Origin of the sequence: Kineosporia babensis, from assembly GCF_021129305.1 — a bacterium.
GTDB lineage: Bacteria > Actinomycetota > Actinomycetes > Actinomycetales > Kineosporiaceae > Kineosporia > Kineosporia babensis.
This window is the reverse complement of the sequence record NZ_JAJOMB010000019.1, coordinates 100,903-123,715: the sequence shown is the minus strand read 5'-3', so window position 1 is coordinate 123,715 and position 22,813 is coordinate 100,903. Positions and strand designations below refer to the sequence as shown.

The 22,813-nt window shown below is 68.3% G+C and carries 23 protein-coding genes; 8 read left to right on the top strand and 15 right to left on the bottom strand.

Annotated elements, in window-relative coordinates; translation table 11 throughout:
• Positions 1 to 5: 5 nt before the first annotated feature.
• The 3 genes from LR394_RS29245 to LR394_RS29235 all read right to left on the bottom strand — a co-directional run bounded on the left by LR394_RS29245 (position 6) and on the right by LR394_RS29235 (position 3,654).
• Complete coding sequence (locus LR394_RS29245) at positions 6 to 1,754, bottom strand: hypothetical protein (protein ID WP_231447803.1); 1,749 nt, start codon at positions 1,752 to 1,754, stop codon at positions 6 to 8.
• A gap of 80 nt (positions 1,755 to 1,834) precedes the next feature.
• Positions 1,835 to 2,776 carry a TIGR03620 family F420-dependent LLM class oxidoreductase gene (locus tag LR394_RS29240; RefSeq protein ID WP_231447802.1) on the bottom strand — a complete coding sequence of 314 codons (942 nt, stop codon included), beginning with the start codon at positions 2,774 to 2,776 and terminating at the stop codon, positions 1,835 to 1,837.
• Positions 2,777 to 2,874: 98 nt separating this feature from the next.
• A complete protein-coding gene (locus LR394_RS29235) occupies positions 2,875 to 3,654 on the bottom strand; it encodes an SDR family oxidoreductase (RefSeq protein WP_231447801.1) in 780 nt (259 codons plus the stop codon).
• 100 nt (positions 3,655 to 3,754) lie between these two features.
• Here LR394_RS29235 and LR394_RS29230 point away from each other — a divergent pair, with 100 nt between their 5' ends.
• Positions 3,755 to 4,360, top strand: a complete 606-nt coding sequence (locus LR394_RS29230) for a TetR/AcrR family transcriptional regulator (RefSeq protein WP_231447800.1) — start codon at positions 3,755 to 3,757, stop codon at positions 4,358 to 4,360.
• A gap of 20 nt (positions 4,361 to 4,380) precedes the next feature.
• Here the strand turns inward: LR394_RS29230 and LR394_RS29225 are convergent, their stop codons facing one another.
• Positions 4,381 to 6,651, bottom strand: a complete 2,271-nt coding sequence (locus LR394_RS29225; RefSeq protein WP_231447799.1) for a putative bifunctional diguanylate cyclase/phosphodiesterase — start codon at positions 6,649 to 6,651, stop codon at positions 4,381 to 4,383.
• A gap of 149 nt (positions 6,652 to 6,800) precedes the next feature.
• Complete coding sequence (locus LR394_RS29220; protein WP_231447798.1) at positions 6,801 to 7,094, bottom strand: hypothetical protein; 294 nt, start codon at positions 7,092 to 7,094, stop codon at positions 6,801 to 6,803.
• Between the two features lie 222 nt (positions 7,095 to 7,316).
• Between LR394_RS29220 and LR394_RS29215 the strand changes: the two genes are divergently transcribed.
• Positions 7,317 to 8,528: a pyridoxal phosphate-dependent aminotransferase gene (locus LR394_RS29215; protein WP_231447797.1), complete on the top strand. Its 1,212-nt coding sequence runs from the start codon at positions 7,317 to 7,319 to the stop codon at positions 8,526 to 8,528.
• 155 nt (positions 8,529 to 8,683) lie between these two features.
• Here the strand turns inward: LR394_RS29215 and LR394_RS29210 are convergent, their stop codons facing one another.
• The gene (locus LR394_RS29210) at positions 8,684 to 9,205 is read right to left on the bottom strand and encodes a hypothetical protein (RefSeq protein WP_231447796.1); all 522 of its coding nucleotides are present in this window, start codon (positions 9,203 to 9,205) and stop codon (positions 8,684 to 8,686) included.
• A gap of 509 nt (positions 9,206 to 9,714) precedes the next feature.
• Between LR394_RS29210 and LR394_RS29205 the strand changes: the two genes are divergently transcribed.
• Positions 9,715 to 10,248 (top strand): ricin-type beta-trefoil lectin domain protein, encoded by a 534-nt coding sequence (locus LR394_RS29205; RefSeq protein ID WP_231447795.1) that lies wholly within the window; start codon positions 9,715 to 9,717, stop codon positions 10,246 to 10,248.
• Between the two features lie 59 nt (positions 10,249 to 10,307).
• On the opposite strand, the gene LR394_RS29200 is transcribed toward LR394_RS29205, so the two are convergent.
• Positions 10,308 to 10,748: a hypothetical protein gene (locus tag LR394_RS29200; protein WP_231447794.1), complete on the bottom strand. Its 441-nt coding sequence runs from the start codon at positions 10,746 to 10,748 to the stop codon at positions 10,308 to 10,310.
• A gap of 118 nt (positions 10,749 to 10,866) precedes the next feature.
• On the opposite strand from LR394_RS29200, the gene LR394_RS29195 reads away from it, so the two are divergent.
• On the top strand, positions 10,867 to 11,286 hold the full coding sequence (locus LR394_RS29195; protein WP_231447793.1) for a nuclear transport factor 2 family protein: 420 nt from the start codon (positions 10,867 to 10,869) through the stop codon (positions 11,284 to 11,286).
• Here the strand turns inward: LR394_RS29195 and LR394_RS29190 are convergent.
• The gene (locus LR394_RS29190) at positions 11,256 to 12,083 is read right to left on the bottom strand and encodes a helix-turn-helix domain-containing protein (protein WP_231447792.1); all 828 of its coding nucleotides are present in this window, start codon (positions 12,081 to 12,083) and stop codon (positions 11,256 to 11,258) included. The two genes, LR394_RS29195 and LR394_RS29190, sit on opposite strands and share 31 nt — an antisense overlap.
• Before the next feature lie 104 nt (positions 12,084 to 12,187).
• Between LR394_RS29190 and LR394_RS29185 the strand changes: the two genes are divergently transcribed.
• Positions 12,188 to 13,231 carry an acyl-CoA dehydrogenase family protein gene (locus LR394_RS29185; protein WP_231447791.1) on the top strand — a complete coding sequence of 348 codons (1,044 nt, stop codon included), beginning with the start codon at positions 12,188 to 12,190 and terminating at the stop codon, positions 13,229 to 13,231.
• Positions 13,232 to 13,390: 159 nt separating this feature from the next.
• Positions 13,391 to 13,969: a pyridoxamine 5'-phosphate oxidase family protein gene (locus tag LR394_RS29180; protein WP_231447790.1), complete on the top strand. Its 579-nt coding sequence runs from the start codon at positions 13,391 to 13,393 to the stop codon at positions 13,967 to 13,969.
• Positions 13,970 to 14,138: 169 nt separating this feature from the next.
• On the opposite strand, the gene LR394_RS29175 is transcribed toward LR394_RS29180, so the two are convergent.
• The 5 genes from LR394_RS29175 to LR394_RS29155 are packed head-to-tail and all read right to left on the bottom strand — an operon-like array spanning position 14,139 to position 18,228.
• On the bottom strand, positions 14,139 to 14,735 hold the full coding sequence (locus LR394_RS29175; protein ID WP_231447789.1) for an energy-coupling factor transporter transmembrane component T family protein: 597 nt from the start codon (positions 14,733 to 14,735) through the stop codon (positions 14,139 to 14,141).
• Positions 14,729 to 15,400: an energy-coupling factor ABC transporter ATP-binding protein gene (locus tag LR394_RS29170; RefSeq protein WP_269329973.1), complete on the bottom strand. Its 672-nt coding sequence runs from the start codon at positions 15,398 to 15,400 to the stop codon at positions 14,729 to 14,731. The genes LR394_RS29175 and LR394_RS29170 overlap by 7 nt, the downstream gene beginning before the upstream one ends.
• Before the next feature lie 29 nt (positions 15,401 to 15,429).
• Positions 15,430 to 16,560 (bottom strand): thiolase family protein, encoded by a 1,131-nt coding sequence (locus LR394_RS29165; protein ID WP_231447787.1) that lies wholly within the window; start codon positions 16,558 to 16,560, stop codon positions 15,430 to 15,432.
• Positions 16,553 to 17,632: a class I adenylate-forming enzyme family protein gene (locus LR394_RS29160; protein WP_231447786.1), complete on the bottom strand. Its 1,080-nt coding sequence runs from the start codon at positions 17,630 to 17,632 to the stop codon at positions 16,553 to 16,555. Before LR394_RS29160 ends, LR394_RS29165 begins: the two co-directional genes overlap by 8 nt.
• Positions 17,629 to 18,228, bottom strand: coding sequence for a biotin transporter BioY (locus LR394_RS29155; protein ID WP_231447785.1), 600 nt, complete (start codon positions 18,226 to 18,228; stop codon positions 17,629 to 17,631). Before LR394_RS29155 ends, LR394_RS29160 begins: the two co-directional genes overlap by 4 nt.
• A gap of 57 nt (positions 18,229 to 18,285) precedes the next feature.
• Between LR394_RS29155 and LR394_RS29150 the strand changes: the two genes are divergently transcribed.
• Positions 18,286 to 18,882, top strand: a complete 597-nt coding sequence (locus LR394_RS29150) for a TetR family transcriptional regulator (protein WP_231447784.1) — start codon at positions 18,286 to 18,288, stop codon at positions 18,880 to 18,882.
• 117 nt (positions 18,883 to 18,999) lie between these two features.
• Positions 19,000 to 20,031: an acetylserotonin O-methyltransferase gene (locus tag LR394_RS29145; protein WP_231447783.1), complete on the top strand. Its 1,032-nt coding sequence runs from the start codon at positions 19,000 to 19,002 to the stop codon at positions 20,029 to 20,031.
• Here the strand turns inward: LR394_RS29145 and LR394_RS29140 are convergent.
• Both LR394_RS29140 and LR394_RS29135 read right to left on the bottom strand, forming a co-directional pair.
• The gene (locus LR394_RS29140) at positions 20,004 to 21,098 is read right to left on the bottom strand and encodes a helix-turn-helix transcriptional regulator (protein ID WP_231447782.1); all 1,095 of its coding nucleotides are present in this window, start codon (positions 21,096 to 21,098) and stop codon (positions 20,004 to 20,006) included. The two genes, LR394_RS29145 and LR394_RS29140, sit on opposite strands and share 28 nt — an antisense overlap.
• 12 nt (positions 21,099 to 21,110) lie before the next feature.
• Positions 21,111 to 22,793 carry a glycoside hydrolase family 13 protein gene (locus tag LR394_RS29135; protein WP_231447781.1) on the bottom strand — a complete coding sequence of 561 codons (1,683 nt, stop codon included), beginning with the start codon at positions 22,791 to 22,793 and terminating at the stop codon, positions 21,111 to 21,113.
• Positions 22,794 to 22,813: the final 20 nt, after the last annotated feature.

Below are 22,813 nucleotides of genomic sequence, written 5' to 3'. Positions count from 1 at the left end.
TCCTCTCAGCTCGGTTTGGGGGCGGCCGGGGGCCGCGCGGCCGCAGCCGGCGGGCGGACCTGGGCGCGCGCGTTCGGCCCCACGGCCAGGGCGTTGGCCGAGAAGGTGCCGCCGCTGATGTGGACACTGTTATCGATGACGGTCTGCGACTTCTCCAGGAATTCCTCGCTGACGTAACCGAAGTCGTCCAGAACCTCTCCGACTGCGTCCCGCAGGCGCCGCTCGACCAGGTAGATGTAGCGGGCGGCATCGGCCGACTGGAAGTAGTTCGCGCTGGTGAAGTCGGCGCCCATCTCGCGCACGCTGGCCCCGATGCCGTAGTCGAAGGCCAGCCGGCTGCGGATGTCGCGGGCCTCGAACTGGTCGTTCAGCTGGCCCCAGATGTGGTCCTTGGCGGTGCGGGCCAGGTCCCAGGGAGCCCGGATGATCATCGTGGGCAGGTCGCGCAGCGAGATCAGCGCCATCCGGGTGTAGGTGACCGGGTCGAGCAGGCTGAACCGGTCGACGTTGTGGAAGCTCTCGCGGATCGAGGGCAGCACCGTGGGCACGAACTCGGTGTAGAGCGTGCTGCCCCGGATGCTGAAGTACAGGAAGACGGTGACCTCGAGCTCGCCTTCCCAGGCGCCGATCCGGATGGCCAGGTACTCGGTGGCCCGATTGCGGTCGTACTGGACCATGCCGTCCAGCTCGGCCCGGCTCAGGTAGTGCCGGGGCAGACCGGTCTGCGCGTCCAGCATGCCCTCGTCCGGGCGCAGCAGCCCGGAGACGAAGACCCGTGACTGCATCGACAGGCCTTCCACCCGCTCGGCGGCCGGGTTGTCCGGGTCGGCCAGGGTCACCATCGCCTGCCGCATGCGCCGGTACAGCGCCGGAACGGTCAGCTCGCGAGCCGGGGGTGCCTCGCCGGGTTCTTTGCGCAGCAGCGGGACGGTCAGCGCGGCCGGGTCCAGCGGTGTGCCCGCGCCGACGAACGGCCGTTCGAGCGACGTGCGGGCGTAGTAGGTGACGTTGCCGGTCTGGGCCTGCGCCAGATAGGCGATCCGCTCGCTGTGCCGGGGCGATTCGGTGGGAGCGGCCTGCGGGTCGAAGCGGCCCGGGGCCAGCTCGGTCAGGACGGTGCGGTGGTTGACCAGCAGTTCGGCGAAGCGGACGCCGGCGGCCAGCGCCCAGATCACGATCAGCAGGAACAGCGACCCGCCCAGCGCGCTGAGCAGGGCCGAGAAGCCGAATCCGTAGCCACCGGGATCCGTGGAGCCGATCGCGTAGTAGCTGATCGCGAGCAGCGCCACCCACAGCAGCACCACGGACAGGCCCAGGCGCACACCCGCGGCCTGGGCCTTGCCCCGCAGGAGCGCCCGGATCGCCGCGACGACCTGGTTCAGGCCCCAGCCCAGGAACAGGGCCGCGATCAGCAGGGGCAGGCTCCAGACCGCGATCAGCAGCAACAGGCCGATGAAGGCCAGGTTGCGCGCGATCTCCCGGTGCCGGGCCCGCAGGCAGTGCCGGATCACCGGGACGATGTCGATCCCGTACGAGGGCGCCACCGCCCGGTACCGGGTACTGAGCACCTCCCGCAGCACCCGGCGCCGAAAGTCGTTGCCGATGTAGGCACCCACGCACAGGTACCGGGTGGCCTCGCTGGCGGCCCAGTCCGCGCGGGCAGCCCGCGCCGGTACCGGACCCGAGACCGTCACATCGTCGCGCTGCACCGAGACACCGGTGCCCTCGTAAGAACGGTCGAACGACGCATCCATGTTGCTCTCCCCCGATGCCTGGAATCTGTGACTCCAGCCACAAAGGTAGCAATGGGTGAGCGCGCATGCGCACAGATTGTTCAGACCGGGCCCACGAAGGTCGGCAGGAGTCCGGCGAGTTGCGCCCATTCTGTTCGGGGCATGTCCTGGTCGGGAGTGATGACGTGCAGCGTCACGTGGTCGGCGCCGGCGTCGAGGTGTTCTTGGATCCGGGCCCGGACGGCATCCAGGTCGCCCCAGGCCACGAGGGCGTCGATCAGACGGTCACTGCCACCGGGGACGAGGTCAGCGTCGCCGAAACCAAGCCGCCGCAAGTTGCTCTGGTAGGTCGGAAGACCGAGATAGAACCCGAGATTGTCGCGGGCGACCTGACGGGCCCGGCGCGGATCGCTGTGCAGGACGACAGCCAGGTGAGGGGCGAGCAGGGCGTCGGGGCCGATGGCTTCTCGGTAGCCGACCGCGGCTTCGGCGCTGACCAAAAACGGGTGCAGGCCTGCGGTTCGGGCCCCAGCGAGCGCGGCCATGCGGGGCCCGAGAGATCCGAGCATCCGCGCGTGTGCCGGGAGTGGCTCCTTGGCTTCGTCCAGGCCGGTCAGGTAGGTGCTCATCTCGCCGACGGCGGTGCTGAACGGTTTTCCGGCCGCGTGGGCAACGGGTGCAGCGCTGACCCCGAGGCCGGTGAGCAACCTTCCGGGGAAACGTGTTTCGACGTCGGCGGCGCGTTCGGCCAATGCGGCCGGTTCCTGTCTCCAGATGCTCTGGACACCGATGACGACCGAGGCGTCCGGGGCGGCGGTGAGCAGGCGCTGGGCATCGGCAAACACCGCGTCGTCGCCCAGGCCGGGGATCCACAGGGCGCGGAATCCGGAGGTGTTCAGCGCGGTTGCGGCCTGCTCGATGGCTTCGGCCGGGGCGGTGCGTAGTTCGGTGCTCCACACCCCGATCGGGCCGAGGCGTTCTCGCCACAAGCCGCGATGGCTTTCAGAAGTGGCGATGCCTGCTGTTCGAGGGCTGTCGGTCATGGGTGGTCCTGCCTGTCCGTGTGGGCCGGCGCCCGGCGGTGCGAGAGTGTTCTCGCACCGCCGGGTGCTCTACGGTCCGTTTGCTGATCGAGGTCGGTTCAGATGAACGGCAGTTCGCCGCCGTCGACGTTCAGGGTCACGCCGGTGACCCACTGGGCCCGGTCAGATGCGAGGTAGGCCACGGCCTCGGCGATGTCGCGGGGATCCCCGGGCCGGCCCAGGGGTACGCCCGCGGTGATGTCGGCGAGGGAGACGCCCGTCGCGTCGGCGAAGGTCTGGCGGATGGCGTCGGCTCCCGGGGTGAGCACGTTGCCGGGCACGATGGTGCTGACCCGGATCCCGGCGGGCGCGAGCTCGGCCGAGAGGGCCTTGGCGTAGGAGTTCAGGGCGGCCTTGGCGGCACCGTAGTGAGCCAGTGGCGGCCCGGTCAGGAGTGCTGCGCCCGAGGAGATGTTGACGATCGCGCTGCCTGCTCCGGCCTCGCGCAGGGCCGGCAGGAGGGCGTTGTTGACCCGGACGGCGGACAGGTAGTTCAGGTTGAGGGCGTCGAGCCATTCGTCGTCGGGGATGGAGCCGACGCCGCCGAGGTGACTGCGGGCCGCTGCTGCGTTGTTGACCACGATGTCGACGCCGCCGAGGACGTCGAGTGCCTCGGCGGTGAACGCCTGGACGCCGGCCAGGGTGCTGATGTCGCCCTTGATGAAGGTGGCGGCCTTGGGGGTCTCGTCGGTGGCGTTGCGGGCGGTGGTGACGACGCTCGCCCCGCCGTCGAGCAGGCGCTGGACGATGGCCGCGCCGATGCCCCGGGAGCCCCCGGTGACGATCGCGCGCTTGCCGGTGAACTCGGTGGTGTCAGGGGCAGTGATGGTTTTGAACATGCGGTCCACAATACTTAGTTCTGGACCGACCGTCCAGAACTTCTGGACCGATCGTTCATGATTTTTGGACTGGGTGTTCAGAACGGCGTAAACTGGAACCATGGCGCGACCACGGAAGTTCAACGAAGAGGACGCTCTCGACGCCGCCCGCCGGCAGTTCAACGAAACCGGCTACCACGGAACCTCGGTCGACGATCTGTCCCGGGCCACCGGCCTGAGCAAGGGCAGCCTCTACGGCGCCTTCGGCGACAAGGAAGCGCTCTTCCAGCGTGTGTTCGACGAGTACTGCAACGCTTCCGACCAAGGCGCCGCCGTCCGCGTCGAGGGCCCGGAGGACGAGGCGCTGGAGCGCCTGCGTGCCTGGCTCCGAGTACCGGACGGCCGCCCCGACCGACTGGGGTGCCTGCTGGCCAAGGGCACGGCCGAACTGGCCTGGGAGAACGAGAACATCGCCAGCCGCTCACGGGCTGCCTACGAAACCCTGCTCGACAGCTGCCGCCAGCTCATCCAGCAGGCCCAACGGGCCGGGCAGGTAGACCCCGACGCGGACGCCGACGCGCTGGGTGGGCTGGTCCTCACCACCCACCGTGGGCTCGAAGCTCTTCTCAAGGCGGGGGTCGACCCGCAGACGCTGAACGGCATCGCCAAGGCCGCGATCGACAGCATCGCCCTGAAGCCCACGCCGACGAACGCCGACGGGGCCTGAGGACCGTCTGGTGACAGCCCTCAGCTCGAGAGGTCGATGACGGTCTGCGTCCCCTCGGCCCGCTGACCCGGGATCAACCGCGCGGGACCGGCTTCGCGCAGCAGCGACGTCATCGCCTCAGCGGGCTGCGGCCGGCACAGGTGATACCCCTGCCCATAGGCAATCCCCAAGTCAGCCAGCCGCTCGCGCTGCGGCTCGGTCTCGATCCCCTCGGCCACCACGTCCACCTGCAGTGACTTGGCCATCGCGACGATCCCCTCCAGCAACGGAGAGCTCGGCGCCGTCTGCAGGTTGCTGGTGATCGAACGGTCCAGCTTCAGCTGACGCACCGGATACCGGTGCAAGTAGTCCAGCGACGTGTAGCCGATCCCGAAGTCGTCCAGGCTCACCCGCACCCCGGCCTCAGTCAGCAGCGCCAGGGTCAGCGCACCCGCCTCACGGGGTAGCTCGTCGTGCTCGGTGATCTCCAGGTGCAGCTGGGAAGGCTCAACCCCGGTCACCCGCAACGCCTCGAGCGTCGCGTCGGCCAGCGCCGGGTCGAGCATGCTGGTGCGGCCCAGGTTCACGCTGACGTAGATAGAGCCGATCCCCTCGGCCTCCCAGCGCGCCACCTGATGCAGGGCCTCCAGCAGCACCCAGCGGTCGATCTCCCCGGCCAGCCCGGAGGTCTCGGCCAGGCCGATGAAGTGGTCAGGGCGGATCATCCCGCGCTCGGCGTGCCGCCAGCGGATCAGTGCCTCGCAGCCGCTGATCAGACCCGTGCCCAGCTCGACCAGAGGCTGGTAATGCACCTCGAACGTCCCGGCCGCGCGATCGCCCTGCAGGGTGCGGCGCAGATCGGTGATCAGGTTCTGGCGCCCGAGGATCTGCTCGCGGTGCTTCGGGTCGTACGTCACCACGGTGTTCTTGCCGGCCGCCTTGGCCGCGTAGACCGCGATGTCGACCTCGGTGAACGTCTGCGACTCGTCCCGGTCGGAGCTCTCCAGGACGGTCACCCCGGCGCTGGCCCGCACCGGCATCTCGTGCCCGGCCACGGTGAACGGGGCCGCGAACGCCCGGTCGGTCAGCTCCGCCGCACAGGCATGCCCGACCGGCAGGACAAGGACGAACTCGTCCCCGCCGAAGCGCCCGATGATCGCCCCGTCCTGGCTCTCCTGACGCAGCCGGTCGGCCACCTGCACCAGCAGGTCGTCCCCGGCCTCGTGCCCGAAGGTGTCGTTGACGTGCTTGAAGTCGTCGATGTCGATCATCGCCAGCTGCCAGGGCTGCTGCGGCGACGGCTCGATCCGGCGCATCGCGCTGACCAGGCCCCGGCGGTTCAGCAGGCCGGTGTACCAGTCCCGCTCAGCCTGCCACTCGTTGAACCGCACCGCGCTCGCGCCCCGGGCCAGAGCCACCAGGGCCATCACCACGCCGACACTGACGTAGATCAGTGCGGGCAGGCGGCCGTGGCCTTGCTGGCCCAGCACGTAGAGCACCACCGGTACCCCGGCCAGTGGCATCAGGGCTACCAGCCGGGCCGATTCCGATCGGCTCTGCAACAACGAGACGACGTCGAAGGCCTCGGTCATCGAGGGCTCCCGCGGCGCCCAGACGAACAGCCACATGGCCACCGCCAGGATCGCCCCGGCTCCCCGCTCCAGGAGGACCGAGCCCTGGGCCGCACCGACCACCGTCATCACGTCACTGCAGACGATCATGATGCCGGCCAGCAGACCGAGCACCGTGGCCCGTGGCAACCGCGCCCGGGACAACAGGAAGCGCACCATGAAACAGACCAGGACGACGTTGCCGACCGGTACCAGCCGCTCCGCCATCGAGACGCCGGCCGGCAGCGTGAGGCTGGTAGCCAGGGTCTGGGCCACGACCAGGGCGCAGATTCCGATCAGCAGCAGCAGGTCTGCGTAGCGAAAGATCGACCGGCCCTGTTCTCCCACCGCGGAGAACCCTTCGTCCGGCGGGGTGGCAGAACGCTGCATCTGGCGGCGCCGGATCACCACCAACCGCAGCACCACCCCCAGGACGCAACTCTGAGCGACGAACGTCAGCCCGTCCGCGAGTACCGAGAGCTGTGGTTGGGCAACCCCGATCAGCTTTCCCGTACTGAAGAGCAGCAGCATGGCGATGACCAGGTACCAGGCCACCCGTTCCGACGGCCGGAACCGGGCCAGGCCGACGAACGCCGACACCACCCCGCCCCAGGCGCCGACCAGGAACAACCAGAACGCCACCGACGGCCAGAAGGCCGCCGCAACACCCACCGCCGACAACACCGTCAGGGGAAGAACCATCGGCAACGGCACGACAGCCGACGCCCCAGACGCAAATCTCATACCCATCGACTCGGCCACCGAGCAACCGACTCAAGAACGCACGGTGACGTTGACTCCGTTCGGGGAGACCAGTTCCCTCGAACGGCGCAGGCGCAGACTGCGCTGAGTCAGCGCCCCAGGAGAGCGTCCAGGTCGGCCGCTGCCAAGGGCAGGTCGATGATCTCCGGGGCGATGCTCAGCAGCACGCCCCCGGCCGGCCCGGTGGTCAGCACCACCCCGCCGAAGCGCCCGGGCGCACGGGCCGTCAGCTGGTCGACCCAGGCGTGCAGCCAGCGCAGCGGGATGACGCCGTGCCGGATCTCGGCGTACCAGAATTCGACAGCTTTGGATTCGGCGACCCGGACCAGCACCCGGGATGCTTCGCCGTGCACGGTCACGACCGGGATCTCCAGGCTCAGCATGACGAGCGTCCCGGTATCGGCTCCAGCAGCAGCACAGTCCTCATCGCACCCTCCCCGTCGGGCACCGAGGTCCACCGGCAGCGCCGGGGGCCGTGTGTTCCTTCTACCTGACAAGGTGACACAGTCTTTTGTCCAGACCAGGCCCAGATGTGTGGTCCGCCCCATAGGTCACGGATGCGGTACCGGCATGGCCCGCCCGCTGCCAGGACTACTCTGCTCGGCGTGGAGATCAAGCAGTCGCGCAAGCTGAACCATGTCGCCTACGACGTCCGTGGCCCGGTCCTCGAAGAGGCGATGCGGCTGGAGGCCCAGGGTCACCAGATCCTGCGGCTGAACATCGGGAATCCGGCCCCGTTCGGTTTCGAGGCGCCGGAGGACATCCTGCGCGACATGATCTCGCAGCTGCCGGCCGCGCACGGCTACAGCGATGCGAAGGGCATTCTCCCGGCCCGGCGCGCCGTGGTGCAGTACCACCGCGCCAAGGGGGTCACCGAGTTCGACATCGAGGACGTCTGGCTCGGCAACGGGGTCTCGGAACTGATCAGCATGGCCCTGCAGGCCCTGCTGAACGACGGCGACGAACTCCTGATCCCCAGCCCCGACTACCCGCTCTGGACGGCCACCACCACGCTGGCCGGGGGCCGAGCGGTGCACTACGTGTGCGACGAGTCCTCCGGCTGGATGCCCGACCTGGCCGACATCGAGGCCAAGATCACCGACCGCACGATGGGCCTGGTGATCATCAACCCGAACAACCCGACCGGCGCGGTCTACCCCCGCGAGGTGCTCGAGGGCCTGGTCGAGATCGCCCGCAAGCACGATCTGATGCTGCTGTGCGACGAGATCTACGACCAGATCCTGTACGACGACGCCGTCCACGTCTCCCCCGCCGCCCTGGCCCCGGACGTCTTCACCCTGACCTTCAACGGCCTGTCCAAGGCCTACCGGGTGGCCGGGTTCCGAGCCGGCTGGATGGTGGTCTCCGGCCCCAAGCAGCAGGCCCGCGACTACCTCGAGGGCCTACAGATCATGGCCAACCTGCGGCTGTGCGCCAACGTGCCCTCGCAGCACGTGATCGCCACCGCCCTGGGCTCGGACAGCCTGAACGACCTGCTGCTGCCCGGCGGCCGGCTGCGCGAGCAGCGCGACGTGACCTGGGAGATGCTCAACCAGATCGAGGGCGTCAGCTGTGTGAAGCCCACCGGCGCGCTCTACTGCTTCCCGCGCCTGGACCGTAAGGCCTTCCCGATCGAGAACGACGAGGCCTTCGTGCTGGACCTGTTGCGCGAGCAGAAGGTCATGGTGGTGCACGGCCGCGGCTTCAACTGGTCGGCTCCCGACCACTTCCGGATCGTCACCCTGCCGCACGCCGAAGTGCTCAAGGACGCGATCGGCCGGATCGGCGAGTTCCTGGACAGCCGCCGGGTGTCCTGACTCAAAGGCTGATCTCACCGCCGAAGCTCTGGTGGCCCTGAGCGGCCGGTGAGATCAGAGCCTGTTCTTGGTCGGTTACTGGGTGGCCGTGTACTCGCTCTGACGCTGCTTCAGGGTTGCGGTCATCTGCGTAACATCGGGGTGGGCGTTGGCGGTCAGCGCGCGTGGCCTGGACGGAAGCATCCTCCGGGTCCAGGAAGCCCTCCGCCAGCGCCAGCACGGTGTGCGGAGCGCGGGCTCACATAGATCCTGCCGCGAGGCGTGCTGGCCACCCAGGCCCGAACGTCCCCGACCTCGACCATGGTGTTCTCGGTGTCCTCGGCCGGGCTGTCGGTGTTGAGGTCGGAAAAGCTGTCGTCATCGATCGGATCCGGAGCGAAGTCGGTACCCGGGTCCTCCAGAGCTGCCTGGATCGTTTCCGCCGTAGCGGCCGGGGACGCCGAGGGTAGAACGCCGTAGCGCTCCTCATTAACGCCGGCACTGCCCAAGCGCACCCAGCCGTCGTCCGGGAGGCTGAGGTACTCCAGGTGCGGCATCAGCTGGGACATGTCCGCCGCAGAAGCCGTTGCGTAGACGGCACCGTCGATCCGCGTGATCGTCTGGCTGTTGTCATAGGTGTACGTGCCGTTCAGGTCACCGTTCTTGGCAATCCGGAGGTTGTACTCCGAGGTGCCCACCCCAATACCCGGAGCGTTCCTCAAAGCGTCGACCGCTTCCAGAAAAGGCGCCTCCAGCGACGATCCCGCTACTTTCTCCGAACTGTTCGTACCGCCAACGCACAGCCGGAAGGTAGACGCCCTTGGCCTGGTCGGCCGATTGACCTCCGAAAGAGGGCCCTGGGAAACAGAAATGAGGTCGACCACCAGGGATACAGCGAACGTCGAGGTAGAGCTGAGCGGCATCGAGCACAGCCCGGAACTATCGAAACAGTATTCAAAGCAACGGCATTCGAACCACAGTCACCGGTGAGTGATGCGTGAGCACTGATGGCGACGAGCTTCGCCCGGGCGGGTGGGCGTTGACGGCATAGGCCACCGAAAAGGACAAACTACCTGCCGAGTTGGGAATTCGCTGGGCTCCGGCATTGCCTGCGCTGTCCGGAACCTGCATGCTCGTCGAGCGTCCGAGAGCCATGGGGGGCCAGGGCGGTCGTTCGTTCACTTCTTTCGACAGGATCAGATTTTCCATGAAGGCATCTCGCCGCGCGTTCGGTCGCGCCAGCGTCGTTCTCGCCGTGCTGTTCAGCATTCTCGCAGCGAGCTTCGTGTTCGCCGACTCGGCCAGCGCCGTGACCGCGCGTAACTACTGGAATGCTTCGCTCGGTAAGTCCCACTGGCTGGGTGGCCCGCTGAAGCAGGAGGGGCCGATGAAGACGGGCGGCATCAACACGTTCATCATCCAGCAGCTCTCGGACAGCCCCAGCGGCAAGGACCGGGTCTTCCTGAAGCTGTACGACTCCAAGAACTGCCTGGACAGCCACGCCGCATCGAACGCTCAGGCGGCCTGGGCGGTGAAGTGCAACGGGGGCGACTACCAGATCTGGGAAGTCTTCTATCAGAAGGACAACAGCCGGGTCTTCAAGAGCTGGGGCGCCTGGACGAAGCAGCGTAAGCACCTCTGCCTGGCCGGCTGGCAGAGCGGCGCTGTGGTGATGGCCAACTGTAACGAGAGCGCCCTGAACCAGCGCTGGTACTCGCAGACGGCGCCGAGCTTCGACTGATGAGACCGGGGTGGTCCCTCTCGGGACCACCCCGCCTCCCTTCCCGATGCCCGCGGCCTTCAGGGAACCGTCGGGAACAGCACCGGAGTGATCGCGGACAGCAGGTCCCGCAACCGCCCGGCGCCTACCCGGGCCGCATCCTCTTCAGCCAGTTGCTCGCAGATCAGCACCGCAGCATCCCGCTCAGCCGCAGAGACGCCGAAGACCTCGATGACCGCGGTATGGATCCAGTTGCTCCGGCCCTCGTCCGCCTGAGCCAACGCCCGAGCCACCAGCCGCAGCCCGCACACGTCCCGGCGACGCAGCAGCGCTTCGGCCACCTCCAACGTCACCGCGGTGTCCTCAGCGTCAAGAACCAGAGCCAGCAACGGTTCCCAGGTCTGCGGCAGCGCGGCGAACCGAGCCAGCGCCGCCCCCGCGTCCGCCCGGTCCCGGTAATCGCCACGGGCCGCGAGCAGGATTAAGGCCTGCGCAGCCTGTTCTCGGTATTGCCTTCCCATGCCCCACATCTTTCAGCAGACCCCGGACCTTCGCCATACCGCACGGCTTCAGGGGGTGTGAAACACCTAGGGTAAGCGCGGCCTCCCTCTTCCGGCAGCCCGTTCCTAGGCTGGACGCATGACGTATTCCACCCAGGAAGAAGCCAACCTGAAGGCCGTGAAAGCCGGGCTGGAGGCGGGTTCTGTGGACTTCACCCGGTTCTTCGCCGAGATCTTCACCGAGACCACGCGGTGGACGATCGCTGGTCGCGGTCCGGTGGCCGGCGAGTACAACGGTCTGAAGGCGTTGCATGAGAACGCGGAGAAGGCGCTTTTCGACCGTCTCGACGGGCCGCTGGCCATCACCCCGCGGGGCATCTGGGCCGACGGTGACGATGTGATCGTACGGATCGACAGCTCGGGACGTGCCCGGGACGGTCGGCCGTACCGCAACGGGTACCTGTATGTGCTGACGATGCAGGAGGGCGTGGTCGTGTCCGGGATCGAATGGCTCGACCTGCACGCCTACTACGAGATCGTGGAGCGGGTGAAGCTCTGAAGCTTCTGCTCGGAGGCGCTGTTCGGCTGGGCGTCACAGATCAGTAGGTGCTGTCCGGGAACATCAGGCAGGTCGAAGCCGAGGTATTCCAGCGTGAGTTCGCCCAGCGTCGGGTGGTCCAGGTTCTTGGTGTGGCGGATCTTGCCGATCACGGCCTGACTCGTCCACAGGCGCTCGAAATCGTTGCTCAGGGTGGAGAGTTCCTCGACCACCCGGGAGATGCCCGGACGGGAAGCCGGTTTGCCCCAGGCCTGCCGCAACGAGCCGACCGTGTCCTGGGCGACCTTGTCCCACTCGGCGAAGAAGCTCCGCCCGGCCGGATCGAGGAAGATCATCCGGGCGAAGTTGTCGGGCCGGGCGAAGCCTGAGTGCAGGGCCTGGCCCAGGGAGTTCGCGGCGAGGATGTTCTGGGCGTCGTCGTAGACAAAGGCCGGGTTCAGCGGCCAGCGCTCCATCAGCCGCAGCAGACCGTCCGCCACCGATCGCTCGTCGGACGACGGCACCGGGTACGACTCATCGGTGGCCAACCGATGCAGATGGACGCTTTCGTCGGCGTTGAGTTCCAGGGCGCGGCTCAGTGTCTGAAGAAGTTGAGGTGAGGGGTGCCGTTCCCGGCCCTGTTCGAGGCGGGTGTAGTAGTCCACGCTCACTCCAGCGAGGGTGGCCACCTCTTCCCGCCGGAGTCCGGTGACCCGCCGCCGGCCGCGGGGCAGCCCAATGCTCTCCGGTTCCACCTGCGCTCTGCGGGCCCGCAGGTACGCTCCGAGCTCGGACTCTCTCGCTTCACGTTTCGCCATAGACCAGCCAGGCTACCCCGGCACCCCCAAGGTCGCTTTTGGGATGAATCTTGTAATCTCGTCGCTGGCCGAGTTCGTAGATGCACGGAAGCAGGAGAATCATTTTGGGTTCGCAGATCCTTGAGGACGTCCGGGCTCTGGCCCCGCTGATCCGGGCCCAGAGCGACCAGGCGGAAGCCGACGGCCTGATCGGGCCGGACGTGATCGAAAAGCTCAACGACCTGGGCATCTTCCGGCTCGCGCTGCCCGCGGAGTTCGGCGGCAGGGCCACGGACCCACGCGAGATGATTTTGGTGTTCGAGGAGCTGGGCCGGGCGGACGGCTCGGTGGGCTGGTGCGCCATGATCGGCGCCATCACCGGGATGTCGCTGACCTATCTACCGCCCCGGACCGCCAGCGACCTGATGCAGGACGAGCGGCTCATGATCGCCGGTGTCGGGGCCCCCAACGGTGAGGCCCAGACCGTGGACGGCGGGTACCGGCTCACCGGTCGCTGGTCGATGGCCAGCGGTAGCCGTCACTCGAACTGGCTGGTGGCCGGGGCCCGCACGCCCGAGGGTATGCGGGTCATGCTCCTGCGCGCCCAGGATGTCACTGTGCATCCCACCTGGAACGCGCTGGGCCTACGGGCCACGTCCAGCCACGACTTCTCGGTCTCCGACGTCTTCGTGCCCAGCGACCGGGTCTTCGACGTCGGCGCCGAGGTGCGCAGTCCTGGATCCTTGTCCGGATTCCCGCTCACGGTCCTGTCGTTCGGGGTGGCAGCCGTCGCTCTGGGAATCGCACGCGCCGCGATCGAGGAGTTCACCGACCTGGCCCGCCGCAAGGGCCCCAACGCTCGCCTGGCCACGGCGGCCGCCGAGGCCACCGCCCTGCACCGTTCGGGACTCGCCTTCCTGCTGGACGTCTACGCCGAACCGGCGCGGGACGCCGTCGGCAGCGCCGCTCAACAACTCGCCGCCGTCAGCGCAGCCCGCTCAGCAGCCCAGGCGGTAGATCTGGTGTACGCCGCAGCCGGAACCGCGGCCGTTCACGCCAGCGGCCCCCTCCAGCGTTACCTGCGCGACGTTCACACGGCCGCCCAGCACGGGATGGTCTCGGCCAACGTCCTCGAGCAGGCCGGCAACACCCTGCTCGAGCCGGCCTGACTCGACCCTTTTGCCCGACCGACGCGTCCTCCGGCTGCCTAGAGGTCACCGTGGGCGCGCCGGTTTCGGGATCGGGCATGATCCGGCAGGGAAGGTCGTAGACGTCGCCGGTTCGCCAAGCCATCAAGACTGTCGGTGGGCGGCCGTACGGTAGCGGTCATGCTGGAGACCCCGGACGAAGTCACCGCCCTGCAGGCGCTGCTCGATGCCTCGCGCACCTCCTCGAGCGACCACCTCAGAGACATCGTGAACGACGAGCACACCCTGTCCGCGTCGGACCTGGTCACGCTGCTCACCGGCATGAAGGTGCTGAGTGTGGCTACGGTCACGGCCCGCGCCGAACCCCGGATCAGTGCCTTGGACGGGCACTTCCTTCACGGCACCTGGACCTTCGGTACCGCCGGCACCGCCGCGAAGGCCGTGCACCTGAGCAAGCGCCCGGCGGTCAGCGTGGCCCACGTCGACGGAGAGCAGCTGGCGGTGTTCAGCCACGGCCAGGCCGAGCAGCTGGATCCTCATCACGATGCCTGGTCCGAGACGATCGAGCACTGGACGGCGCACTACGGCTCGTCGCCGCTTACCTGGGGTCCGGACATCCGGATGTACCGCCTGCGTCCGCAGTGGATGGTGGGCTATGCCGCTGACCGGGCCAGCCTGCTGGAACCTCGAACCGAACCCTCGGGCGCCGACTCAGCGGGATCGTCGGGTGGCGGCAGCGGTACCGAATCGGCGGTCTGAGCGGCGGATCCGTGCCAAAGCGATGGTTCTTCAGGTCGGGGGTGCTGATCCAGTGGCCTTCTTCGGCCGCCACACCATGTTTCGGCCTTGGCCACAGAGATCGCGGGGCACCCGGTCCGCGGCCAGCCAGCACCCACAGGTCAGTGGCACCGCTGGATCCGGCTGGTGCTCACCGAACGCCGCGGGCACTCAGCGCATCACCCAGCGAGTCCGCATGCTTGAGCGCCAGGATCAGGAACGGCGTGGCGAAATACCGCAGGCTCACCCTGCCGCCGCGAGCCTGCTGGGCCTGGCGGACCTCACCCGCAAGGCGGGCGAGCACCGGCACCATGGTGAAGGTCACGACCAGCAGGAGGGCCACGCGCTGGCGGTCGACGCCGCACCACTGCAGTGGTTTCAGGCCGCGTTCCAGGGCGTTGAGCAGCGCGGTGGCCGAGGTGCTCAGGACGATCAGGGCGCCGATGACCAGCGCCGCGCTGATCCGCGTGGTGTTCGCGACCGCGCGTTCCGGGCCGAGGAAGAGGAACTGCCCGAGCGCGGTGACCGCGATCAGCCAGCGCACGGCAAAAAGTTGCCGGCCGAGCTCGCTCAGGCCCATTCCTGGGATCAGGTAGCAGGCGACGGCGATGGCGGCGGCCGTCGCGGCTCCGGTCCACGTCACCGGCAGCAGGCAGACGCTCAGGACGATCAGCGTGACGAGGGTGGTTTTGGGTCCTGCCGGTAGGCGGTGCCAGAGACTGTGGCCGGGCCGGTACAGGCTCAACACACGAGGAGTTCCTGATAGGCCTTGACGATGCCGCCCGGCGCACCGACCGCGGTGATGGTGCCCTGGCTGATCAGGACGGCCTGGTCGCAGCGCTGCGCCAGATCGAGGTCGTGGGTGACCAGAAGGACGCGGTGGCTTCCGTTCTTGAGGAGACGATCGGCGATCAGGCGGGCGTTGCGGGCGTCCAGGAAGGCGGTCGGTTCGTCGGCGATCACCAGGTCGGGTTCACGCACGAAGGCCCCGCACAGGGCCAGCAGTTGCTTCTGCCCACCGGAGAGGTCGTGGGTCGGGCGATCGGCGAGGGCGGTCAGGCCGAAACGCTCCAGCGCGGCCTGGGTACGACGGGTCTTCTCGGCGCGCGGCAGCTTCTCGGAGCGCAGGGAGAACGCGACGTCCTCGGCAACCGTCGGCATCACGATCTGGGCGTCCGGGTTGCTGAAGACGACAGCGACGCGCCGCCTCAGCGCAGCGGTCTCCCGGGCCGGGTCCAGCCCGAGAACCCGGACCGTGCCGCTGTCGGCCCTGGCCAGCCCACCGATCAGCCGCGCGAACGTTGACTTTCCGGAGCCGTTCTCGCCGATCACAGCCGTTGTCCGCGCCGGCAGCGAGCAGCAGACGTTGCGGAGGACGTCCGTGTCTGCGAAACGTACGCTGACATCGTCCATTTGTATGGTGTCGACCCGGGCCGAGGCACTCACCGGACCACCTCGACGAGCATCGCGACGCCAAGACCGCCTCCGACGGATGCGGCTGCGACACCCAGAGTTCCGGCCGGAGCACCGGCCCGGACCAGGCGGCTGAAGAGCCGCACCAGAGCCACCGCACCGCTGGCGCCCCAGGGGTGACCCAGCGCGAGAGCGCCACCGTCGGCGGAGACTCGTGGGTCGTCGTCCTCAATCCCCAACTGCCCCAGAACCGCCAGCGACTGCGCCGCGAACGCCTCGACGATCTCGAAAGCAGCTACGTCCCCGATCTTGGCACAACCGGAGGCAAAAGCCGTCTGCACTGCTGGGGCCGCACCAATGCCTGGAAGGGCAGGATTACAGCCAACAATCGCGTGAGCGCGGATCACGAGTCCCGGAGCTGTGCCCCTGACCTGCGCAGGAACCAGGATGACGGCAGCCGCGCCGTCGCTGACCCGGGTTGAGGTCGCCGCGGTCACGGTGCCGGATGGGAACAGTGGACGGGCCCGGTCCAGCACGCGTTCGCCCACGCCGATCGCGTCGTCAGACGTTGTTTCATTGATGACGACGATCTCCGCAGCGAACCGACCGGTGTCCTGTGCTTGGCGGGCCCGCTCGTGACTGCGACGGGCATGGGCGTCCTGCCGTTCCCGGGTGATCCCTTCGGCCTGGGCCAGGTTCTCCGCTGCCTCCACCATGTCGGGGTCAGGCCAGCCGGCCGGTGCGAAAGGCGCTCGAGGGTAGCTGGTCCCGTCGAGGGAACGGGCCGGCGCGGTGGATGCGCTCTCAACTCCCCCGGCGATGCGGGGACGCTCGTCACCCGCGCCGATGGCCCGAGCGGCGTCGATGACGGCGGCCAGACCGCTACCGCATTGCCGGTCGATCGTCGCACCCGGCACGCCGATGCCAAGACCGGCTGCCAGAGCAGCAATTCGGGCTGGATTGCCTCCGGGGCCCATGCAGTTCCCGAGAATGACGTCGGCGATGGGGAGGGTGGAACCGGTAGCGGCTTCGGCATCCGCCAAGGCGCAACGGATCACTGGCCCGGCCAGCTCTTCGGTGCGGAGCGAGGCGAAGGCCCGGCTTCGGGTTGCGATCGGGGTGCGGCGGGCGGCGACGATCACGACGTCGTGGTCAGGCAAGTCGTTCCACCTTCCCCGAGAGGGCCTGGCGTCGGACCTCGGCACGGGCCGGCTTCCCAGAAGCAGTACGCGGCAGGCTCCCGGTGAACCACAATCGAGGACGATGGGCGGGGCCGCAGTGGGCAGCGACAGTTGTGCGCAACTCACCAACCGTCAGGGGCGCCCCGAGGGGCTCCACCATGGCCGCGACAATGGCCCCGACACCAGGTGCCGGGAAACCGAAAACCACGGCATCACGGACGCCGGCGATCGTCCTCAAGGTGGCTTCGACGTCCTCCGGTACGACGGTGGCCGACGCGGTCAGGATCGCGCTGTCGGCGCGGCCTTGCAGGGTGAGTACTCCGTCGTCGAGGTTGGCACGGTCGCCGACTGTGCTCCAGTCTCCGTCGCGCCGTAGGGGTCCCGCTGTGCCCAGGTAGCCGAGGGCCGTGTAGGGCGAGCGCACCCACAGTTCGCCCCGACGTACGCCGAGTTCCGCCCCCGGGAACGCTCGCAGCCCCGTCCCCTGATCGAGGGCGACGAACGACAACTCTGCCGCCCCGTAGTAGGAAACCACCCGGATGCCGCGGGCTTGCGCTGCCGCGCGCAACTGTGGGTCGAGGTGGGAACCGCCCACGAGCGCAGTTCTCAGCCGTGGGTACGCCGAACTTTCGAGGACGGTTCGCAGGGCCTGCGGTGTCCCGTGGAAGCACGTGGCCTCGTCGTTGTCGACGGGTTGAGGTCCGCCGTTGAGGGCGTGCGCCAGGGAGAAGAGCGTCAGTGAGGACGCTGGTGGCGCCGGGAGCAGAACCGGTCCGGTCAGGATTGTTGCTATCGCGGCGAACGACTGCTGCCATGAGGCGTGGGAACGAAGGACGATGCGTGGGGTTCCGCTGGTTCCGGACGTCAGGGTTGCCCAGGCGGCTTCCTCCGGAACGGCCTTGGCCGCTGCGAGTGCGCGCACCGCCGTCCAGTGTTCCTGGGGCCAGCGTTGGTCACCGACGAGCGGGATGTCGCCCTGCGAGCGCACGTCGTGAAGCCGCTCGAGCAGACTCGCCCGGGTTCCGTCCAGCACCACGATCCGTGCGGTCATGGCGAGACTTCGGCGTTCTGACGTGGGGGAAGCCAGGAACGCCGGAATGCTCGGGGGTAGGCGCGCAGGAGGCTGCTGACTGTCGCGGTGGCGATGGCTGCCTTGATCAGGTCCCCGGGGATGAACGCCAGGCTCAGGACGAACGTCTCGCCCAGGGGAAGACGGGTCACCAGGCTTTGGACCGGGACGCCGATCGCGTAGACCACGACAATTGCGCCGGCCAGCATGCCCACGGCAATGCGGAACACGCTCGGTCTGCGGGCCGATCCGTGCACGATGAGACCGGTGACGAACGCCCCGGCGATCCAGCCCAGGGCGTAGCCGGCCGACGGCCCGGTGAAGACCGCGATCCCTCCGCGGCCGCCCGCCAGGAGCGGGAGCCCGGCTGCGACCAGGGTGAGCAGGACGATCATGGCGAGCGCGCCCAGGCGTGGTCCGAGTACCGCCCCGGCCAGCATCACCCCCAGTGTCTGGGCGGTGATGGGTACCCCGCCGAACGCGCTGAAGCTGCCCGGCAGGCCGAGTGCTGCGGTCAGGGCGGCGAAGACCGCCACGCGGGACAGATCTGTCGCATCGAGTCCTGGCCCTCTGGGCATCGGTCACCTTTCCTGAACGGCGTTCACCTGAACACCGTTCAGGACCATAATGGAGCGATGGCCGGTTCGGGAAGTCCCTCCAGACGATCCAAGGCCGACGTGGCCGACATGGCCCTGAAACTCCTGGACGAGCACGGCCTGCCCGACCTGACCATGCGCAATCTGGCCGGCGCCCTGGGCGTCCAGCCGAGCGCCCTGTACTGGCACTTCCCGAACAAGCAGGCGCTGCTGGCCGCGGTCAGCTCGCGCATCCTCGCCCCGGTCCACGAGGTCGACATCACGAACCTGGCCGTGCCCGCGGCCGTGCTGGTGGTCGGCGGCCGGATGCACGAGTGCCTGCTCGCCTACCGCGACGCCTCCGAACTGGTCTCCAGCTCACTCGCGCTCGGGCTGGTCGAGTCCCCCGTGCGCCCGAAGCTGCTCGCCGCCGCCCGCGCCCAGGCCGTGCCGGACGCGCTGGCCGACGTGGCTGCCGCCGCGGTCGTGCACTTCGTCGTCGGCTTCACCTTTCACGAGCAGCAACGTCTCGTCGCCGACGCGCTCGGACTGCTGGAATCGGAGCAGGCCGAGGACGACGACTTCACCAGCGCCCTGACCATGATCGCCGAGGGCCTCGAGACGTCCATCGCCCGGCTCGCCCAGAGTCCGGTTTAAGGGCTTACTTCAGCACCCCGGGTCACGGATCGGTCGAATCCCAGAATTCTGGGATGGAGACGGCCAGCAGGGCTTTCTAGTGTCGGTGCCGACATTCGTTCGCCGAAGGAGAGTTCCATGACCGCCCTGCCACCCCCACCGATCCAGATGCTCACCATGCTGGGTGGCTTCCAGATCTCGCAGGCCCTTTACAGCGTGGCCAAGACCGGAACGGCCACCGCTCTGCTGAACGGCCCGCTCACCGTCGGCGAGATCGCTGCGGCAACGGGAACGCATGCCGATGCGCTCGGCCGGATCGTCCGGACGCTGGCGCCTCTGGGCGTGTTCCGGACCGAGGGCGAGCGCGTTGAGCTCACTGCGCTCGGTGCCACCTTGGCCGAGGGCACCCCCGGATCGATGCGCAATGTTGCCCTGTGGTGGATGGAGACGCACTACGCCTCGTTCGGTGACCTGCTGCATACCGTCACCACCGGTGAGAACGCCGCCCAGCATCACCTCGGCGAGCCCTTCTTCGACTGGATCCAGCGTGACCCGGCCAGGATCGACCTGCAGAACCGCACGATGGCCGAACTCACCCCAGGGATGCGGGCCGGGATGCTGGACGGCTACACCCTCCCGCCGGGGGCGGTGGTGGCTGACCTGGGTGGTGCCGACGGTGACATGCTGGCTCGGTTGCTGGCCGGGGAACCGGACCGACGAGGCATCGTCTTCGACCGGCCCGACGTGGTCGCCGCCGCGGGGCAGTTGCTGGCCGAGCGCGGGCTGGCCGAGCGGATCGTGCCCCAGGGCGGCGACTTCTTCGTCTCAGTGCCGAAGGCCGATGTTTATCTCTTGTCCTACGTGTTCCACGACTGGGACGACGACGCCTGCCTGCGCATTCTCCGTTCCGTGGCCGCTGCCTCGGTTCCGGGGGCCCGTGTCGTGCTGGCCGAGTCGGCGGTTCCGACCGGGGACGAGCCGCATCTGACCAAGATGGTCGACCTGGTGATGCTGGGAACCATGACGGGACGCGAGCGCACCGCCGAGGAGTACGAGAAGCTGCTCAATGTGAGCGGTTTCGTTCTCGACCGGACGGTGCCGACCGCCAGTCCGTTCTCGTTCTTCGAGGCGACGTTCGTCGGTCAGGGCGAGTCCACCGCCGGCAGGTAGTGCCGCCCGAGTAGCTGGGCGACCAGTTCGCCACGGCTGCGCACCCCGACCTTGGCGAAGACGGCCTTGAGGTGGTCCTGGACGGTGTTCACCGAGATGTGCATCTGCGCGGCGATACCGGCCGAGGACAGGCCGGCGATGACCCGCTGGAGGACCTGCCGTTCCCGGAGGGTCAGTCCGTAGGCGAGCATCAGCAGTTCGGCGATGTCGGACGAAGGCGCCTTGCTGATCACGACGCTCACGCCTTGGTCGGGCTGCTCCGGCGTCCCGATCAGAGAGCCCTGCACCATCAGCCAGTGACCGGCCCGGGTGCGGATCCGGGCGTAGGCGCCCAGCTGTGAAGCGCCTGAGCCCATCCGCACCCGGGCAACCACCTGATGCACCGCCAGGGGCAGGCCGCCGTTGCCCTTGATCGTGTGCGGGGGAAACTCCTGCAGCCAGGCGCTCGCAGCCTGGTTGGCCATCAGAACCTCGGTGTTCTGGTTCAGCACGAGGACGCCGGGCCCGTCGGTGGCGTCGGTCAACTCCACGGTGGCGTCTACCTGGGTGGCGGTACGGCGCAGCCCCACCGCCATGGCGAAGGTGACGGTCTGCACCAGGGCGGCATCCTCGTCCCCGAAGTCCGTTCTGCCGCCGTTGCGGAAGAGGGCCAGGGCGCCCCAGCACTGTCCGTCGGCCACGAAAGCGGCGCGCAGTTCGTGCCGGACGTCGAAGGCGGCCAGCACGGTCTCCAGGCGAGGGCTGGTGTGTTGCGACTGCTCCAGGGCCTGGCTCAGGATGCCGACCCGGCTGCTGGACCGGGCCAGGGTGACCAGCTTGTTCACGTCGTCGACCAAGTACTCGTTGTGGGCCACGAGAGCGAAGGAGTCGTCCGGGACGCCCTCGGAGATCTCGTCGGTGATCAGCATGGTCCAGGGATCGATCGTGGCGAAGCAAGCTGCGTCCCAGTGCATCTCCCGGGACAACCGGGCGGCGACCCGACGCCGCAGGGTCCGGGAGTCGGTCTCGGACGCACAGATGGTCTCGATGTCATGCACTGCGCTCTGCTGGCTGCGGGACAGTTTCATGGAGTCTTACCGTCAGTCGAGTCGCCCGAGCCAGATGCTGGTGTTCGGAGGCAAGGTGGCGGTAGCGCTCAGATCCGAGGCGAGCAGAACGGGCGCGGGCGGCAGCTCCACCGGCTGCTCACTGAAATTCGTTACCGACAGCACTGTCCCCCTCCGGAAGGCGAGAACCCCGGCGCCGAGATCCGTCCACTCCAGCGGAGCGTCGATGTCCATCAGACGACGCAGGCGAAGAGCTCGTCGGTACATCGAGAGCGTGGAGCGCGGGTCGTCGCGCTGCACTGATGCGGCGAAGTCGGTGAACCAGGGCGGCTGGGGCAGGTGCGCCGGCGCGGCACCGAAGCCGAACGAAGGGTGAGACCGGTCCCAGGGCAGAGGAACACGGCTTCCGTCCCGGGTGGGGAAGACCACGCCTTCGATACCGGCGACCGGGTCCTGAGCCGCAGATTCCGGGATGTCCAGGACCTCCGGCAATCCCAGTTCCTCTCCCTGGTAGATGTAGGCGCTGCCGGGCAGAGCCATCATCAGCAAGGATGCAGCCCGGCCGCGTTCGAGGCCGATCCGTCGCCGACGCGTCGGCGACAGGCCCTCGGTCTCCGGTTCGTAGCGGGTCGGGTGACGCACGATGTCGTGGTTGGACAGAACCCAGGTGCTCGAACTGCCGGCCTCGGCGGCCGCCCCGAGGTTCTGGTCGATCGCTTCGCGGAAGGCCTCTTTGCGCCAGGCGGCGGCCATCAGGTCGAAATTGAAGGCCTGTCCCAGGCTTTGTGCGCTCGCGTAGCGCGCCCGGCGAGCAGGTGGCACCCAGGCTTCGGCGACGGCCGCCAGCGGCGGGTCGTACTCCTCGAACAGCGAACGCCACGCCGCGTAGATGTCCTGCACCTCGTCACGGTCGAAGATCGGGTTGCTGCCCGGTTCAAAAGCAGCCTCGGCCGCAGTCGCCGCGCCACCTTGCAGCATCGGAAGACCGGCGCTCACCTGGGCCCAAGGCGGCAGGGGGTCCGTCATGTCCTTGGCCAGCATCATCGCGACATCGACGCGGAATCCGTCGACGCCGCGATCGCCCCAGAACCTGAGCGTTCTCTCGAACTCCTCGTGGACAGCCGGGTGCGCCCAGTTCCAGTCCGGCTGGTGCCGACTGAAGAGGTGCAGGTACCACTCGCCGTCGGGAACCCGGGTCCAGGCGCTGCCGCCGAACAAGGACTGCCAGTCCGAGGGCGGCAGTTCGCCGTTCTCGCCCAGGCCCGGCCGGAAATGGTACAGCGCACGCTCGGGGGAACCGGTAGAGGATGCGACAGCCGCCTGGAACAGGACGTGCTCGTCCGAGCTGTGGTTGGGGACGATGTCGACGATCACGCGGATGCCCCGTGCGTGAAGGCCTTTGACGATCTCGTCGAATTGCTCCAGCGTGCCGATCCGCGGGTCCACCGCCCGGAAGTCGTCGACGTCGTAGCCTCCGTCATGGAGCGAGGAGGGATAGAACGGACTGAACCACACAGCGTCGACCCCGAGTTCGGTGAAGTGCTCCAGTCGCGCCAGCACCCCCGCGAAATCCCCGACTCCGTCCGCGGTCCCGTCAGCGAAGCTGCGAGGGTAGACCTGGTAGACCGCCGCATCGCGCCACCATCGTCGGCCGCCCCGATCGCCCGTGCTCCTCGTGCTGCTGTCGACCACCGCGAACCACTCCGTCCCGGACATAAAAGTTCCACATGGAACTC

Excerpts from the sequence above, each read along its gene's own strand:
- LR394_RS29245 (WP_231447803.1), bottom strand. The coding sequence starts at position 1,754 with ATGGATGCGTCGTTCGACCGTTCTTACGAGGGCACCGGTGTCTCGGTG.
- LR394_RS29240 (WP_231447802.1), bottom strand. The coding sequence starts at position 2,776 with ATGACCGACAGCCCTCGAACAGCAGGCATCGCCACTTCTGAAAGCCAT.
- LR394_RS29235 (WP_231447801.1), bottom strand. The coding sequence starts at position 3,654 with ATGTTCAAAACCATCACTGCCCCTGACACCACCGAGTTCACCGGCAAG.
- LR394_RS29230 (WP_231447800.1), top strand. The coding sequence starts at position 3,755 with ATGGCGCGACCACGGAAGTTCAACGAAGAGGACGCTCTCGACGCCGCC.
- LR394_RS29225 (WP_231447799.1), bottom strand. The coding sequence starts at position 6,651 with ATGGTTCTTCCCCTGACGGTGTTGTCGGCGGTGGGTGTTGCGGCGGCC.
- LR394_RS29220 (WP_231447798.1), bottom strand. The coding sequence starts at position 7,094 with ATGCTGAGCCTGGAGATCCCGGTCGTGACCGTGCACGGCGAAGCATCC.
- LR394_RS29205 (WP_231447795.1), top strand. The coding sequence starts at position 9,715 with ATGAAGGCATCTCGCCGCGCGTTCGGTCGCGCCAGCGTCGTTCTCGCC.
- LR394_RS29200 (WP_231447794.1), bottom strand. The coding sequence starts at position 10,748 with ATGGGAAGGCAATACCGAGAACAGGCTGCGCAGGCCTTAATCCTGCTC.
- LR394_RS29195 (WP_231447793.1), top strand. The coding sequence starts at position 10,867 with ATGACGTATTCCACCCAGGAAGAAGCCAACCTGAAGGCCGTGAAAGCC.
- LR394_RS29190 (WP_231447792.1), bottom strand. The coding sequence starts at position 12,083 with ATGGCGAAACGTGAAGCGAGAGAGTCCGAGCTCGGAGCGTACCTGCGG.
- LR394_RS29180 (WP_231447790.1), top strand. The coding sequence starts at position 13,391 with ATGCTGGAGACCCCGGACGAAGTCACCGCCCTGCAGGCGCTGCTCGAT.
- LR394_RS29170 (WP_269329973.1), bottom strand. The coding sequence starts at position 15,400 with ATGGACGATGTCAGCGTACGTTTCGCAGACACGGACGTCCTCCGCAAC.
- LR394_RS29160 (WP_231447786.1), bottom strand. The coding sequence starts at position 17,632 with ATGACCGCACGGATCGTGGTGCTGGACGGAACCCGGGCGAGTCTGCTC.
- LR394_RS29155 (WP_231447785.1), bottom strand. The coding sequence starts at position 18,228 with ATGCCCAGAGGGCCAGGACTCGATGCGACAGATCTGTCCCGCGTGGCG.
- LR394_RS29150 (WP_231447784.1), top strand. The coding sequence starts at position 18,286 with ATGGCCGGTTCGGGAAGTCCCTCCAGACGATCCAAGGCCGACGTGGCC.
- LR394_RS29145 (WP_231447783.1), top strand. The coding sequence starts at position 19,000 with ATGACCGCCCTGCCACCCCCACCGATCCAGATGCTCACCATGCTGGGT.
- LR394_RS29140 (WP_231447782.1), bottom strand. The coding sequence starts at position 21,098 with ATGAAACTGTCCCGCAGCCAGCAGAGCGCAGTGCATGACATCGAGACC.
- LR394_RS29135 (WP_231447781.1), bottom strand. The coding sequence starts at position 22,793 with ATGTCCGGGACGGAGTGGTTCGCGGTGGTCGACAGCAGCACGAGGAGC.